The sequence below is a fragment of the Photobacterium sp. GB-210 genome (assembly GCF_003026075.1).
In the GTDB taxonomy this organism is placed as follows: Bacteria; Pseudomonadota; Gammaproteobacteria; order Enterobacterales; family Vibrionaceae; genus Photobacterium.
On the sequence record NZ_PYNU01000015.1, the window covers coordinates 61,020 to 76,295 of the forward strand.

11 protein-coding genes are annotated in these 15,276 nt (G+C 38.3%); 5 read left to right on the forward strand and 6 right to left on the reverse strand.

All coding sequences use genetic code 11. From position 1 onward, the window contains the following. Positions 1–69: 69 nt before the first annotated feature. The 4 genes from C9J38_RS15590 (at position 70) to C9J38_RS15605 (ending at position 3,711) form a co-directional block, all read left to right on the forward strand. Positions 70–1,440 (forward strand): histidine-type phosphatase, encoded by a 1,371-nt coding sequence (locus C9J38_RS15590; RefSeq protein ID WP_107207899.1) that lies wholly within the window; start codon positions 70–72, stop codon positions 1,438–1,440. Between the two features lie 176 nt (positions 1,441–1,616). Next, positions 1,617–1,847: a hypothetical protein gene (locus tag C9J38_RS15595; RefSeq protein ID WP_107207901.1), complete on the forward strand. Its 231-nt coding sequence runs from the start codon at positions 1,617–1,619 to the stop codon at positions 1,845–1,847. A 256-nt stretch (positions 1,848–2,103) separates the two neighbouring features. Beyond that, positions 2,104–2,946 (forward strand): tetratricopeptide repeat protein, encoded by an 843-nt coding sequence (locus C9J38_RS15600; protein WP_107207902.1) that lies wholly within the window; start codon positions 2,104–2,106, stop codon positions 2,944–2,946. A gap of 159 nt (positions 2,947–3,105) precedes the next feature. Next, entirely contained in the window at positions 3,106–3,711 is a 606-nt protein-coding gene (locus tag C9J38_RS15605) for a sugar O-acetyltransferase (protein ID WP_107207903.1), read from the forward strand. Between the two features lie 80 nt (positions 3,712–3,791). Here C9J38_RS15605 and C9J38_RS15610 read toward each other — a convergent pair whose 3' ends face one another. The 5 genes from C9J38_RS15610 to C9J38_RS15630 all read right to left on the reverse strand — a co-directional run bounded on the left by C9J38_RS15610 (position 3,792) and on the right by C9J38_RS15630 (position 10,233). After that, on the reverse strand, positions 3,792–4,742 hold the full coding sequence (locus C9J38_RS15610) for a YeiH family protein (RefSeq protein ID WP_107207904.1): 951 nt from the start codon (positions 4,740–4,742) through the stop codon (positions 3,792–3,794). A 115-nt stretch (positions 4,743–4,857) separates the two neighbouring features. Then, positions 4,858–5,199 carry a YdbL family protein gene (locus tag C9J38_RS15615; protein WP_107207906.1) on the reverse strand — a complete coding sequence of 114 codons (342 nt, stop codon included), beginning with the start codon at positions 5,197–5,199 and terminating at the stop codon, positions 4,858–4,860. Next, positions 5,180–5,437: a YnbE family lipoprotein gene (locus C9J38_RS22060; RefSeq protein ID WP_233217752.1), complete on the reverse strand. Its 258-nt coding sequence runs from the start codon at positions 5,435–5,437 to the stop codon at positions 5,180–5,182. The genes C9J38_RS15615 and C9J38_RS22060 overlap by 20 nt, the downstream gene beginning before the upstream one ends. Positions 5,438–5,454: 17 nt before the next feature. Continuing rightward, positions 5,455–9,195, reverse strand: a complete 3,741-nt coding sequence (locus tag C9J38_RS15625; protein ID WP_107207908.1) for a YdbH domain-containing protein — start codon at positions 9,193–9,195, stop codon at positions 5,455–5,457. Between the two features lie 180 nt (positions 9,196–9,375). Next, positions 9,376–10,233: a DUF4344 domain-containing metallopeptidase gene (locus C9J38_RS15630; RefSeq protein WP_107207910.1), complete on the reverse strand. Its 858-nt coding sequence runs from the start codon at positions 10,231–10,233 to the stop codon at positions 9,376–9,378. A 273-nt stretch (positions 10,234–10,506) separates the two neighbouring features. Here C9J38_RS15630 and C9J38_RS15635 point away from each other — a divergent pair, with 273 nt between their 5' ends. Beyond that, positions 10,507–12,456 (forward strand): CHASE3 domain-containing protein, encoded by a 1,950-nt coding sequence (locus tag C9J38_RS15635; protein ID WP_107207911.1) that lies wholly within the window; start codon positions 10,507–10,509, stop codon positions 12,454–12,456. A gap of 76 nt (positions 12,457–12,532) precedes the next feature. Here C9J38_RS15635 and C9J38_RS15640 read toward each other — a convergent pair whose 3' ends face one another. Next, complete coding sequence (locus C9J38_RS15640) at positions 12,533–15,271, reverse strand: bifunctional acetate--CoA ligase family protein/GNAT family N-acetyltransferase (RefSeq protein ID WP_107207913.1); 2,739 nt, start codon at positions 15,269–15,271, stop codon at positions 12,533–12,535. Between the last annotated feature and the right edge of the window lie 5 nt (positions 15,272–15,276).

The following is a 15,276-nucleotide window of genomic DNA, read 5'->3' on the forward strand; positions in this document are numbered from 1 at the left end:
CCTAAATGAAGATAAGTTGTCACATAACTCGCTTAATCTCGCGTTTTTACACGAATATTAAGGTTTTATATGCGTTATCTTGCTTTGTGTTGTGCTCTGGGCGTTATCGGGATCACAGCTTGTCATTCAGATGATAAACCCGATCCCGTTACTGAGTATCAATTTGGTACAAAAACAACTTATGCGCCACAGCAGAAACTCGGTAGTTACCAACAAGCACCGCAAGGTTATGAGTTAGTTTATTCTGAGTTGGTCTCTCGTCATGGCTCCCGTGCACTTTCCAGTTTTAAATATGACGATATTTCAATGCAAGTTTGGCGTGAGGCACAAAAGCAAGGTGCGCTTACTCCATTAGGTGAAAAGCTCGGTGCTGAAATCGAACGTATGACTGCAGCTAACGAAGCGTTAGGTTACGGTAATTTATCCGGTTTAGGTCATGATGAGTTGTTGGCGATTGGTAAGCGTGCAGCACAGCGCAATCATTCTTTGATTGATCAAGCAATAGAAAATCAACGTCATATTGTGGTGGAATATTCAGGTAAAGATCGCGCACTGGCAAGTGCCAATGCTTTTACTGAAGGTTTGACAGAAAATAACCAAGATCTCGCCGATTTACTGTTAGAACCAAAAGTTAACAAAGCGCAGTTGTATTTCCATAAAGAAAACAAAGAATACAATGACTATGTTGATCACGACGCTGCATTAAGAGCGGCTATTGATCGTTTATTCGATAGCGAGAAATCTCATCAAGTAGCACAAGCAGTATTAGAAAGTCTCTATAGTCCGGAGTTTGTACAACAATTAGTAAATGGTGAACTGAAGTTTTATTCAACAGAAGAGCCTGATGAGTTATTGGCAGAAAATGATGTCGATGCAGTAATACATTTGTTTAACCTCTACTTAATTGCACCAGGTATGGCACAAGAAGCAGGTGAAGAGCCTTGGCACTTTGAGCAATTCTTTACTCCAGAAGAAACTCAATGGTTAAGCTATGTATTAGATGGTGAAGATTTTTATGAAAAAGGCCCAAGCTTTAACAATACTGATATTACTTACAAGATGGCATCGGTATTGGTTGATGACTTTTTCAATGAAATCGAAAAAATTAAACAAGGTAATGAGCAGGCGGCACTAAAGGTACGTTTTGCCCATGCTGAAACTATTATGCCTTTTGCTGCCAATATGCAATTGAAAGGTAGTGAAGAGGGTGTTGATCCTCAAACGACCTTTAGCTACGACAACAATGATTGGCACGGTAAATGGGTAGCACCTTATAGCAGTAATATTCAGTGGGATGTGTATCGTGGTGAAGCTGATGATTTGCTTGTGAAAATGCTTTATAACGAGAAAGAAATTGGCTTTAAATCATCATGTCACCCTATTGAGGCTGGGAGCTATTTCTATCGCTTTAGTGAATTAAAGCGTTGCTATAAGCAATAATCGCTAACCGAGTTGACAGTCTATCTGTATCGTAAGAGCCAAATAGTATGTTCGCTTTTTAATACTCACATTTAATAACGAGTATTTGATAGACTATTTTACTCTATCAAATACTCAATCGATATTTTTCAACCTTCATCACTCTATTACTATTAATCAGCAGATAGGAGTGAAGTATGAAAAAATGGTTAGATAAAAATAATGATAAAAAGCTTAGAATTACAGCGGCATTGATTGCGATTGGGCTAATAGTTGCTTCGCTAATGACATCAGGATTAATCAGTGCAATTTGCGATTTAATCGCCTTTGTTATTCTTATTACAGTGGTATGGCTTAAAGTTGATGAGAGTAAACATCACGCAATTCAAACTGTATCTAGATCTGATCGGGTTGAAATTGAACCATAATACTGTGAGTTCGTAATGTTGATTTATTGATAACCTCTATTTAGTTTTTTAATAGGGGATTTACATTTTAGAAGAGTAAACGGTCTTATTTCAATCATTACAAAACTAGAAAGTGATGATTAATTATTCAATATTATTATATTAAACTGCTTATATACCTATTTTTCAGCAGTTTACCTTCACTTTTTGCTATTTAGTCCCTCTATTTGCTATGGTTTCAGAAGTTGTACTGTTTACCTATGTAAAAGGAATACTTATGCGCTTGCTTATAGGGCTATTAGTTTCTCTACTTCTCTGTTTTTCTGTACAGGCAAGTGAAAAAAAATACTCAGAAACGGACATGTTAGAAAAGCCGTTCATGGAACGTTATATTCTTGATGAATTGAAAGATTTACGTGAATCACAGCAAGATCTTGAACGTCGAATGGTGATAGAAATTACCGATCGCGAATTATCAGTTGCCGATAAGTCATTAAATTATGCGAATGTCACCGTCACTTACTTTTTCTACATTATTGCAGGTGTCGCATCTCTTATCGCTTTTGTTGGCTGGCAGTCTCTTCGAGAGTTTAAAAGTAACACCACTGAAATGGCGGATAAACGATTAGAGAAGATTGCCCAAGAATATGAGAAGAAGTTCTTGGCGCTTGAACGAGATTTAAAACGTAAAACACGCATTATTAGTGAAAATAATAAAGAAATTGAGAAAATTAACGAAATTCATAACCTTTGGTTACGTGCGCAAAGTTCTCAAACACCAGAACAACGTATTGGCGTGTATGACGAAATTTTACTTATTCGCCCCGGTGATCTTGAAGCGTTAACCTATAAAGCAGATGCGGCAATGGAAATTAAGGAATACCATTGGGCGCTGAGCTTATGTAATCGAGTGTTGGAGGTGGATGACACCAATGGTCCAGCACTTTATCAGCGTGCTTGTGCTTATTCTCGATTAGGGATTGAAGAGCAAGCGATTGAAGATCTAGAGCGTGCGATTATTGCAAGCCCATCTATTCGTGATTTAATTGCGGATGAGCCTGATCTTGATATTCTTCATGGTAACGGCCGTTTTGACTTGTTGCTATATTCACCTGAATAAACAAAATTGTATTTATCCTTTTTAATTAAGATCTCTATCACGAAGCGGCAAAATGATAGCCGCTTTTTTATTTATCCGTGTTTCTTGTTATATAAAATAGCCGCGCCATCAGATACTTTATTTATTATATTGAAATGTCTATTGGTATTAGAGGCAAGGATGAGCAGCAAACTATCAGATTTCTCCGTACATTTACCCATCAACCCAGAACTTGTCCAATTTCAGCAAAGTGTTAAAGAAAAGCTGTATGACTTTAACCATGCTCGACCATCAGAAGACGAAAAATATCATCGCATCCTGTCTGAGTTATTGGGTTCGGTAAATGGCGTTACTATTCTTCCGCCATTTTATTGTGATATGGGAAAGAATATACATTTCAAACGTGGTGGTTTTCTTAATGCAGGCGTTAAAATTTTAGATATTGCTCCAGTGATGCTTGGAGAGTTCGTTCAAATTGGACCGAATGTGGTTATTAGTACAGCAGGTCATCCATTAGATATTGCTGAAAGAGTCTTACCTATTGCCGCTGCTAATCCTATCACTATTGGTGATAATGTATGGATAGGAGCCGGAGCCATAATATTAGACGGGGTTACTATTGGTGATAGAAGTGTCATTGGCGCAGGTAGTATTGTAACGAAAAATATTCCTGCAGACTCTGTTGCTGTAGGTAATCCCTGTCGAGTAGTAAAAAAAATCGAGCATAGTGCTATACCATCAGAAGCAGAATTAGAAGAGATGTGGCGTCCAATTATGGAAATGTAATACTCAAGGCTGCTAACCAGCGTATAAAAACAAAGAGCCAGACATATAGTCTGGCTCTTTGTTTAGACAATAGCGAAAAGTTAAGGGATAAACATTTCGATATATATTAATGAGGATATACCAATAGCAAGCCAGAGTAGCACACCTAATAACATCGGTTTTGGACCCGCATTTCTCAGCTTATTAACAGTGATCCCAGAGCCGATTAAGAATAGACACACCACCAGCAAACGTTTCGAAGCTGTAAATATCACATCGTAAACAGATTGAAATTGCGGTAAAAAGTGCGCAATTAAAATAGCAACACAATATAAAACGATAAAGTAAGGTACCGCGATTTTCTTGCTGTTCCCTTTAAAAATTAAAGCACTGATAAAAGCGACAGGGATGATCCATAATGCACGCGCTAACTTTAACGTTGTTGCTGTTTTTAAGGCTTCATCACCGTAAGAACCAGCTGCACCGACAACAGATGAAGTGTCGTGAATGGCAATCGCTGCCCATGTTCCGAAAGCGTGCTGGCTCATGTCCAATAAATGACCAATAGCCGGGAATACAAACAGTGCGACAGCGTTTAAGACAAATACCGTTGCTAAGGCAAGTGATGTTTGCTCATCTTTTGCATTAATAGCAGGGGAAACCGCTGCAATAGCGCTACCACCACAAATTGCAGTACCAGAGGCAATTAAATGACCGGTTTTCTTATCTAGTGATAAAAAGTGAGTAGCAATCCAGCCTAGAAGTAGCGTAAAGAAAATAGAGCAAATGATTAAGCCTAATCCAGCTTTACTGGCTTCAATTGCCTCATTTAAATGGATACCAAAGCCCAAACCTATAATGGAATAAGATAAAAGTTTTTTGGTTAGGGCAGCGATATTAAATTGTGAAGGGACTAAACCAAAACTGGCAAGTAGAAAACCAAGAATTAAAGCGATTGGCGAACTGATAATAGGCAGTAAACATAATAATGCAGTACAAATAAAAATCGCGTCCATTGGTCGTAGACGTTTGAGGTTATCAATGATGGGCATAGTAATAGCGATAAAAATATAATTATAATTAAGAATATTATACGCTGAATACTGAACAGTTTAGAGTTAAATAGACTGAGTATGGGGTTAAGAAAAACTTAACATAAGTAAGGGTTTATTTTTTAACCCAATCCCCCGTTTTAGTTTGAAAATACTGTCCCGGTAAAGTTTTCTTTACCGCTTTTTCTTGTGCCATGCTAGTCACATCATCTAATGATAGATTATTTTTTTTGCTGATATGCAAGTAGCCTTGTTGGCGTTTGTTATTCACGGAATTAATTAACGCACGTAAAGACGGTGAAGGAGTAGGTTGTACACTGGCCACATACCCATTATTTGCCTCACCAATCAGTCCGTGCTGTTTAGCTTGTTGTAACGTTAATGCATGAGCCACTGACGACAATAGCATTAGCCCAGTCAGTACATTTAGAGCGAATTTAAAATACATCTTTGTCATTGAATAGCTCATTAATTTCACGATCGGCTTTCACATTGATTTCATGCTTAATATTGATGTTAAGGTTAATAACGATCGGCTTTTCTGAAAGTGCAACCTCAACCTTTGGTGTACAGCCACTGATTACAATAATACTCGAAAGGCCTAATAGCAGAAAAGCGGCTTTTACTGCTGAAAAATGACCATCAGAGCGACTCTTATTGTCTTGATTTTGGCAATGTTTGTTATAGGTAATCATATCTGGTAGTTGTCTTCTTATTCTTGAATGCCAAGTTGTTGTTTGATTTGAGCGACTAAATGTGATGAATAAATCAAATCTTTTGAGCGCAATAATTTAGGGATATTGTCATTTAAATTAATGTTTAAGTGGATCGGACGTCCGTTCTGGAAGTCTGGGCTTTGACCTTTGATTTCTGTTATTAATGAAAGGTCGCCATTTTTAGCGTAATCAAAGGTAAGAGCAATACTATTATAATGGTAATTTTCTAAAACCTTTACAATATTGAGCGGACTTGACGCGCCCGCCTCTTTAATTTTTTTATCAAGGCTTGAGCCTTCAATGTAGCGTAATACGCCGCCGGGTGTACGGGTATCGAGCGAAGCGTTACGTATCACAATACTGCCATTATCAAGCGCAATAGGAATAACACCATCTACTTTTCCTGTTAGCTCTATATTGTCTTGATCCGCAATCGCCATTACACGTTTTAAATCAATCCCCGTTACTTTTAAAGGAACTTCTTTAATATTACTCAGGCTAGTGATAGTGAGTGGTGTAATAGTGACATTTCCCCCGTAAAGCTCAGTTGAACCGTGTGCAATATGGTAATACTGTTTTGCGGTATCAAAATCAGCAACAAAACGAGGGTTTGACATCGGAATACCCAGATCAAGATAATCGGCTGAGATTTCCAGCGGTGATTGTGTTTTCACATTAGAATCAATCAGCGTTAATTCTACATTGCTATCAACGTTACCAAAGCGATAACTTTCATACGCACCTGCAATGCCTTTACTTGATAGTTCAATTGAGCCTGTAATTTGTGCATCTTTATTTATATGAATATCGGCACTCGTGGTTAATTGACCATGGGTAATATTTAAATCAATCGGCAATATAGGAATGTAATAGCTTTTGAGATCTTGCTCTGGTGTAAAATCAAATGTGTGACGCTGTAATTTTATGTGAGAGTTCCCAGTGTCAAAGTTAGCGTGTAAATCAATATCTGCAAATAAAGCCTTTCTGCTGTTTTTAAATTGATTGTTGAGGGTTAACTCATTGCCTAATAACTGTACGTGGCCATCACTGTAAATTTTACCCAGTTTTAATTGATTACGTTGAACATTAAATACAATACCGTAATCAGACCTAATGATCAGTGGCTTAAGAATAACGTCACTATCTGTATTGTGGTTTATATTACCTGATGTATCGATGATAGACGCGGTTAAAAAAGCTTCTGGATTATCAATTTCGTTACGTAATGGCGCAGTGAAATGTGTTGCTCCCGCACAAACATTCAATTGTGGTAGAGCCGTCGCTGAGTAGACGTTATCTTTAATTAACGCTTCAACACTGTATGCGTGACTATGCTTATACGGTGGAGTAGGAATACTTCGCATGACAGGATTGCACACTTTAGATGACGGATCTTTATTTGTACTATCCGTATTAGGCTTCACGTTTTCTAATGACGTGTCATCGTCTAATTTCAAATCTTGGCTAAGATAAAAATTATTAACTTTGATCCCTAGATCTGCGCGATAGCGACTTAATGATGGATGCCTGTTTTCATCTGAATGAGCTCCTTCTTGGCGGTTTACTACAAATTCAGAATTCAGTGATGCCTTTGTTTCTGCTGGTTGGTAAATGGTAAATGTACCAATAGTACCTTGTTTATTTTGTGTATAGAGTCCGACTAATGAATCTAACTGGAAGTTAACATTCTTACTTTGGCTCTTTTGAAAGCCAGGAATACTTTGAACATCAACATTATCCATTGAAATATTATTCTTAGCCATTTTTGCGACTAAGAGGTTGTTAGCCCATGTTGCTACCATGTTGGTGCGAAAATTGAAGTTTTTAATCAAACTATTAGGCATGGGATAAATCTTATCGGCTTTAGCTTCAATCTCTGCATTAATATGACATTGCAAATTAGGGTAAAGACAGCTGAGATCTTTAAAATTTAGTTTGATAGCCGATTGCGTTTTTTTATTAACAAAACTAATTTTTTTACTGTCATCTTTCAAATTGACACGTAGTAGCTTGTCGTAGAAATTCACGTTAAATTCGATTTTGCCATCACTGATCATTTTAACATCAGCAAGTTGTTTGTTTTTACGTTGTTCTGCGTGCTCACCATTAAATTTTTTGAATAAGCCTGCTGGGAGAGCGTACTTGTTTAAGGCGATCTCAAAAGATTCAGGTAATTCAAATCCTACATCATAATAAGCGGTAGCAAGTTTGTTGTTAAGCAGCATGCTTTTATTCTTAGGCGCATCAATAGGAGCTGATGTTTGTTTAGCCCAAAAGCGCAGTGGGCCATTGATCTTTGCGTTAGGCAGTTCAGTTAGGCCTAGACGATCTGTAAATTCTTTGGTGTCTTTGAAGTTAGCATTACAATTGAAGTAAGTAGGTAATGGCTGTTTAAAGAGGATTTTAGATTCACAGTAAAGGTTGTTACCGTCACTGCGTGTTAGGTGGGTATTAACCCATGCATCAATTTTAGTTAAGTGACGAACTGTCACATCAAGATCGTAGGGATTAGGCGCAAGTGCTTTACCACGAACAATAAATTTCGCTTTTGTTCGCGCTTCTTCTGTGACGTTAAGATCTTTTGCTTGTTGTTTCGCTTGATCTATTGCCTTTTTTCTATCAATTTGTTTCTGTGTCGCCAGTTTTTTAGCTGTTTTCTTTTTATGCTTTTTTTGTTCAGTCTTACCTTCTGTATTTGCGAGTGGTGTTTCTAAAACCACCTTCGCATCTAAAATTAAATCACCGTAAGTAAAAGATTTCACTTTAAATTTGTGCATCGGCAATTGCGCAAGGTTGGCAATGGTTTGTCCTAAGTGGTAGCCCTTATTATTAATATCGGCACGCTCAACAAATTGCGGCAAATATTTAGGTTCTTCAATATGAAATTTATCAGTGGTTAACACCATAGAGTCTATTGGATCATGGAAATCAATCGCGAAAGCCATTTTCGTGATGATTTGCTTTTCTAAAATTGAATATAAGGTTTCCCACTCTGGAACCAAAGAGCCAATATTAATTTTGAGTGGAGTTGAATCCTTCTTCCAAGCAATAGAAAAATCACCATCGTTAAAAGGTAAACGATAATGAGGAGAGGGATTATAGTCAGGGAAAAACAGGGTTATCACACCGTGCTTTACTGTGCCAGATAATGCAATATCAGGATCACTATTAAAATCTACGTTAACATCTTCTAGTATCTGGATAGCGTTAGGCCACCCACTTACACTGTTAGTATGCAGCGCTGATGCTGTTACTTTTCGCGCATGGGCTGAAAAACGAAAAGGTGTCTTAAAATGCGTAAACTTAAAATCAGCATCCCAAAAGTGAATGTAGTTAAGTTGTACATTGTTCTCTTTAAGCATTGATTTTGCTGCAGGAGGAAGTACCAGTTTCGTTTTTGTTGCCACTATATGATACGACACTTCTCCACTGGTTTTATCGAGACGTCGTTGAAGAGATAAATTGTTAAACTCTAATTTTGTATCATTAATACTGACAGAGATTTTCTTGGCAGAAAGACCATGTTTGAAATGTAACCCTGAAACGCTGTTAAGGTGGATCCCTTTACTGTTCAGCCAGATAGAAAGTACGACAGGCGGAAGCGTTGTGAAAAGTAAAATCGTCCAAAATAGAAAGCGACGGAATCGCTTAGGCTGCGAAACCGCATTAGTATGATCATTCTTACTTATATCTGAGTTTGTTTCTGCTTTATTATCTTTTTGACTGCCATTCGACATAGAATACAAACTCATCCGTAAAAGTGTAACAACACAATGTAAATCGTTATCATGTTATTGATATTAAAGATTATAGCCCTATAGTAAAGTGATTGTTTTTTGCTTTGTCATATTTGGGTTATTTATAGCTTTAAATATTGATTTGCAATGAATATATCATTCATATCAGCTTGCTTATCGTTATTCGGCAAGATAATGCAACCAGCCTTGATTAATGACAGAAAAATATTCAGGACAACGCTCTTTTTGCTGTTGGCGTTCAGAGACGGGTAACTCATCGAATATACGTTGATAACGGTTAGGGTTACTACCATACACTAAACATAAAATATTATAGTAACGCTGCAAGTCTAAACTGTGCTCGCTGACAAAATCCGCGTCATCAAAACTGTCTATATCCAGATCTTCTAACGCAAATAAATCGGCGGAGTTCATCGCTATTTCATCTCCTCTTGCGATATCGTTAAGTAATAGGATAGTCGCAAAGTTATCAATGGAATCTTCCTCTTTGCCTAAAATGGGTATTGCTCTATCAAGAATATAAGCATGACCAATTTCATGTAGTAGGGTATGTAATAATGCATCTTCTGTTGCTTGATTTAACTCTCGTTGATTGTTGATTAAGCCTTTATTTTTAAAACGTTTACGGACTTCAATGACAAATTGATAGGGAATGTGGATCGAATTTTTCTCAGGATCGAACAGTGGGCCATCTTTAGAACCGAACACAACCTGTAAACTGGGTGAGAAAATAAAACGACGTTGGCTAAGTTGTTTGATGGTGTCGAGTACAGGAGATTGTTCTATAAATTGTTCAATTTGTTGCTGTCCAGCTGCTGGTGGTAAAAAGCGATAAGTGATAGTTGGAGCAGGTTCAAGTGCTAATCCGTACTGATCATCAAGAGGAATGTTGGTACCAATATTTTTGGTCGTTCCTGCGTAAGTAAAATGCGATAGAAACAAAAAGCTCATGATAGTGGTGAGTAAATATAAATAATGACGTGTTTTATATCCCTCAGTGTTTAGATAGTTATACACAGTAACACCTCACATAATTCGGATAACTGTCTTTAAAGTGAAAATTATAGTGTATAAGGCATTTTTGTTAGCTAAATATGCTACGGCTTTAAAGATAATTTTATCAATACGTTTGATATTCTCAGTTTTAAAACAAATTACTGTAGTTTATAAATTTAAGTGCAATTAATTGCTTATTCTATATAAGGCTACAAGCTATGGACATTTTGGGTTAACTGAAGTGATCGCCGTCATATCTGCCGTTATTACTCAATAATAAAAGGCTAATACATTATGAATATCTCCAATATTTCAATAAGAAATAAGCTACTAATAAGTAATGGCTTCGTTATTTTTTTACTTGGCGTTTTATTTACCATTGTATGGAATGCAATTAATACAATGGAGCAAACATCCAAAAAAGTAGAACACACATATAAAGTTATCGATCATGCGAATGGGCTTGTTAGTGCGATGATTGATCAAGAAACAGGACTGCGCGGTTTTGCTATTGGTGGACAAACTGAATATTTAGAACCTTATGTGAGTGGTAAAGATAGGTTCAAAAAAGATCTTAATATTGTTAAACAATTGACCAGTGATAATCCAACACAACAACGACGGTTTGATAAAGTCGAGAGTGATGCGATGAACTGGCAAAAGTATGCAGAAAATATCATTAAGCTTCGAAAAGATATTAAAAGTGGTGAGAATGCAGCCATTGAAATCGATGAACTATTAGCTTCTGGAATGGGGAAGAAGCTTATGGATCAGATTCGAGTTGAAGTAAAAGATAGAAAGTTTGGCTATAAAAGCACTGATGTACTCCAAGCGTTAATTAATATGGAAACAGGATTACGTGGTTATATCATTAATAAAGATGAAGCTTACCTTGAGCCGTATTACATCGGTAAGAAAGAGTTAGAAAATATATTTAAATTCAACAAGTTTGAAGATAGAAACGTCAATGCTTGGATTAATAATTATGCTGAGGTTGCAATTAAGCTGATAAAAAATGGGCTTGATTACAAAGTGATGGAAGATTTATACCAAGAGCTTTCAACGAAGCAAGGCAAGATCTACATGGACGAACTGCGTACTAAAGTGAATGATATCATCGTAGTTGAAAAAGACTTAATGCAGCAACGTAAAATATCGGCAGAAAATGCTGCGGATTTAGCAACCAAAGTGATTACTTGGGGGGGAATCATTACAGCGATTCTTGCCTTGATTATTGGCATTATTATTTCGAAAACCATCACTGGACCAATAGGACGAGCGGTTGTTGCCGCAAAAGAGCTCGCTAACGGTAATTTAACGATTCAAATCAAGCCAAATGGTAATAATGAAGTAGGTGTATTACTCACTGCATTGCAAACAACAGCAGATAGCTTAAAACAAATCATTTTAAAAATGAGTAATGCGAGTGATCAACTTGGAAATGCATCAGATAATTTAACCACGATAACGACGCAATCAAGCCAAGGTGTGAAAGAACAACAACATATGACAGATGAAGTGGCAGTGGCGATGAATCAAATGTCTATGTCAGTTCAAGAAGTTGCACAGAATGCCTTTTCAGCCGCTCAATTCGCTAATGAAGCAAATAGGGAAGCGCAATCAGGGATTATCATTGTTAAAGATACAATAGAAGGTATCCATCAACTTGATGAAGAAATAAACCTCACCTCAGTACGGTTAAATCAATTGGTGCAAGAGACTGAAAATATAGGTGGAATTTTAGATGTTATTCGCGGCATCGCAGATCAAACGAATTTGCTGGCTTTAAATGCTGCAATTGAAGCGGCACGAGCTGGCGATCAAGGGCGAGGTTTTGCTGTTGTGGCTGATGAAGTCAGAGAGTTAGCAAAACGCACGCAAGATTCAACGACAGAAATTCAAGTATTAATTGAAAAAGTGCAGCTAGGCACTAACGAACTAGTTGTCAGCATGGATAAGAGCAATAACTTTGTGAAAGAAAGTGTTGTGAATGCGACGAAATCCCGAGATGCGTTTGGCGTGATCAGCGAATCTATTGCCAAGATCAACGATATGAATACACAAAGTGCTAATGCTTCAGAAGAGCAAAGTACAACGACTGAAGAAATAAATAGAAACATGGAAACGGTGAATATGATTTCTCAGCAAAGTGCTCAAAGCGTTAATGAAACCGTTAAATCCACCCAAGAATTATCTGATTTATCATCACAGCTACATTATATAATTCGTCAATTTAAAGTTTAACGTTAGATGTTGAATATAAGCAATAAAATCAAAAAGGCAGCAATTTGATGATTTCATCGAATGGCTGCCTCGGAGCTTAGCTATCTTTTTTGTCAGTAAGTGGAAGTAGCATTTCCACAATGCCATCTTCTAGTTGTACATCAATGCTAAAACCGACTTTCTCTGCAAGATGGATCATCCCGCGATTTGACGGCATCGTCATTCCCGTTAAATATTGCAATCCACGTTGTTTACTGTATCTCACTAACTTGTCCATTAAGATACTGCCAAGTCCTAATCCTTTCATATCAGAGCGTACTAGAATCGCAAACTCGGCATCGTGGTTTTTAGGATCGGATAACGCCCGAGCAACACCTAAAACAACATCTTCTTTCTCATTTGTATCTGGGTTGATATTGGCATTTTGTGCAACGGCAACAAAAGCCATCTCACGGTCGTAGTCTATTTGCGTAAACTTAGCGAGTGCTTCATGGTTTAGCTCGCCGACATCAGAGAAAAAGCGTTTATAAAGATCTTCAACCGAAACCTTAGACATAAAGGTTTTATGTAACGGTTCATCTTCAGGCAAAATAGGGCGCAATAGTAAGGTTTGACCATCTTTGAGCACACAACTTTCTTCGTACTCTTTAGGGTAAGGACGTATCGCAAGGCGTTTTTGTTTATCACCACTGAAAGATTGAATCTCCATTGAGGCATCTAACACAGTGAGATCACTACCGCTGATTAATAATGGATGAATATTAAGGGCTTTGATCTCTGGGCAATCGATGATCAAATGTGAGATCTTAACCAATAAATTACACAAAGCAGGAATGTCTATTTTCTCTAATGCACTGCGCTGTTTGATTTTTCCTGTTTTTAGAGCATCGATCACCATATAACGAGCCAGCGCCATATTTAATGGTGGTATACCTACTGCTGCGTCACGGTGGATATCCCAATGCGCATTATCTTCACCCATTAAGATCACAGGGCCAAAGATCGGATCATTATGTACATCGATCCGCAATTCCTGTGCCCCTGAACGATCTGCCATACGTTGTACTAACAATCCATCAATACGCGCAGTGGGGTAAAGCATAGTAGCCCTATCAAAGATAGCTTGCGCTGCGGTTTCAACTTCTGCTGCGGTACGTAAATGAAGAACAACGCCATGTATTTCTGATTTATGTCGTATATCAGGAGAGCGTAACTTAACCGCAACGGGATAGCCTATTTGCTCAGCAATATGAACCGCTTCAACAGCATCAAGCGCAATCCATGTTGGTAGAGTATTAAAGCCATAACATTCTAAAATCGGGCGAGCTTCATGCGTTTCTAAATGATGAATATTATTGGTCAGCATGATATTCACTAATTCATGGACTTGATGTGAATTATGATTGTCATAGCCAACAGAAGCCGGTGTTTCCATCAGTTGCTTTTGGTTACGTCGGTATTCGACTAAATGCATGAAAGCGGAGACTGCGCTTTCAGGAGTGCGATAGGCAGGAAACCCTGCTTCTGTAAAGGTTCTTCGTGCTATAGCCGCTTCGTTTTCACCCGCCCAATTAGTCAATATATTAAAACGTTTAGTCCGAGGGTGCTGGTGGAGAGTGTCAACGAGTGCTTCAGCGGTCGCTGTATCGGGCGCAATAGCAGATGGACTGTGCATGATCAATAAGGCATCAAAATCATCACTGTCTAATAAGATCTTAATTGCCTGTTGGTAACGCGTTATATCAGCATCACCAATAATATCAATGGGATTAGAGTGAGACCAAGATGAAGGTAACACAGCAGAAAGCCGATTAATGGTTTCAGGACTGAGTTGGGCAAGTTTTCCACCGCGATCTGAAAGCGCATCGACAGCCATAATTGCAGGCCCGCCGCCATTGGTTAAAATCGCTAAGCGCTCGCCTCGTAACGGCACAGAGTGGGCAAGTGTTTCAACCGCAGCAAACAGTTCATGAGTATTGTTTACGCGTAACATACCTGATCGCCTAATCGCAGCGTCATAAACCGCATCTAAGCCAATATCACCACCGGTATGGATATGTGCAGCAGAGCTACCCGCTTGGGTTCGGCCACTTTTTAACACCAGTATTCGGCGGTTACGAGCAGCGGCCCTAGCGGCAGACATAAAACGGCGTGCATCTTTTACCGAATCAATGTAAAGCAAAATCGCTTCTGTTTTAGAATCTTGGCATAAGGTATCTAATAACTCCGCAAAGTTAATATCGCAAGCATCACCGAGTGACAAAAAGGTAGAGAATCCAATACTCTTATTTTTTGCCCAATCTAAAATAGTGGTACAAACAGCCGCCGATTGAGAGATGAAGGCAATATTTCCTTTATTAGCACTTATGGGAGAAAACGATGCGTTCAAGTTTAGCCACGGTAAGATCAATCCCATACTATTAGGGCCGATTAATCGCATTCCATATACTTTGGCTTTCGCCAACATTTGATCTTCAAGGCTTGGCTGATGGTTTGGCGTAAAAGGGGCGGGGTTTAACTGTGGATTATTCATTCCTGCCGCAAGAATAATAGCAGCTTTAACGCCTTTCTTACCCAGTTGTTCAACGATATCAATATTTAACTCAGCCCGAGTACACACAATAGCTAAATCAGGGACACGCGGTAGGCTAGCAATATCAGGATAAGCGAGAATACCTGCTACCGCATCATATTTTGGTGTGACAGGCATAATAGGACCACGGAATTGATCGGATAAGAGATTCCGAATAACCACATTACCGGCACGCGAAGGGTTATCTGATGCGCCAATAACGGTAATTGATTTTGGTTTGAGCAAACGTCTCATCCCATCCATGATCG

Excerpts from the sequence above, each read along its gene's own strand:
- C9J38_RS15615 (WP_107207906.1), bottom strand. The coding sequence starts at position 5,199 with ATGACAAAGATGTATTTTAAATTCGCTCTAAATGTACTGACTGGGCTA.
- C9J38_RS15600 (WP_107207902.1), top strand. The coding sequence starts at position 2,104 with ATGCGCTTGCTTATAGGGCTATTAGTTTCTCTACTTCTCTGTTTTTCT.
- C9J38_RS15590 (WP_107207899.1), top strand. The coding sequence starts at position 70 with ATGCGTTATCTTGCTTTGTGTTGTGCTCTGGGCGTTATCGGGATCACA.
- C9J38_RS22060 (WP_233217752.1), bottom strand. The coding sequence starts at position 5,437 with ATGATTACCTATAACAAACATTGCCAAAATCAAGACAATAAGAGTCGC.
- C9J38_RS15595 (WP_107207901.1), top strand. The coding sequence starts at position 1,617 with ATGAAAAAATGGTTAGATAAAAATAATGATAAAAAGCTTAGAATTACA.
- C9J38_RS15635 (WP_107207911.1), top strand. The coding sequence starts at position 10,507 with ATGAATATCTCCAATATTTCAATAAGAAATAAGCTACTAATAAGTAAT.
- C9J38_RS15640 (WP_107207913.1), bottom strand. The coding sequence starts at position 15,271 with ATGGATGGGATGAGACGTTTGCTCAAACCAAAATCAATTACCGTTATT.
- C9J38_RS15605 (WP_107207903.1), top strand. The coding sequence starts at position 3,106 with ATGAGCAGCAAACTATCAGATTTCTCCGTACATTTACCCATCAACCCA.
- C9J38_RS15610 (WP_107207904.1), bottom strand. The coding sequence starts at position 4,742 with ATGCCCATCATTGATAACCTCAAACGTCTACGACCAATGGACGCGATT.
- C9J38_RS15625 (WP_107207908.1), bottom strand. The coding sequence starts at position 9,195 with ATGTCGAATGGCAGTCAAAAAGATAATAAAGCAGAAACAAACTCAGAT.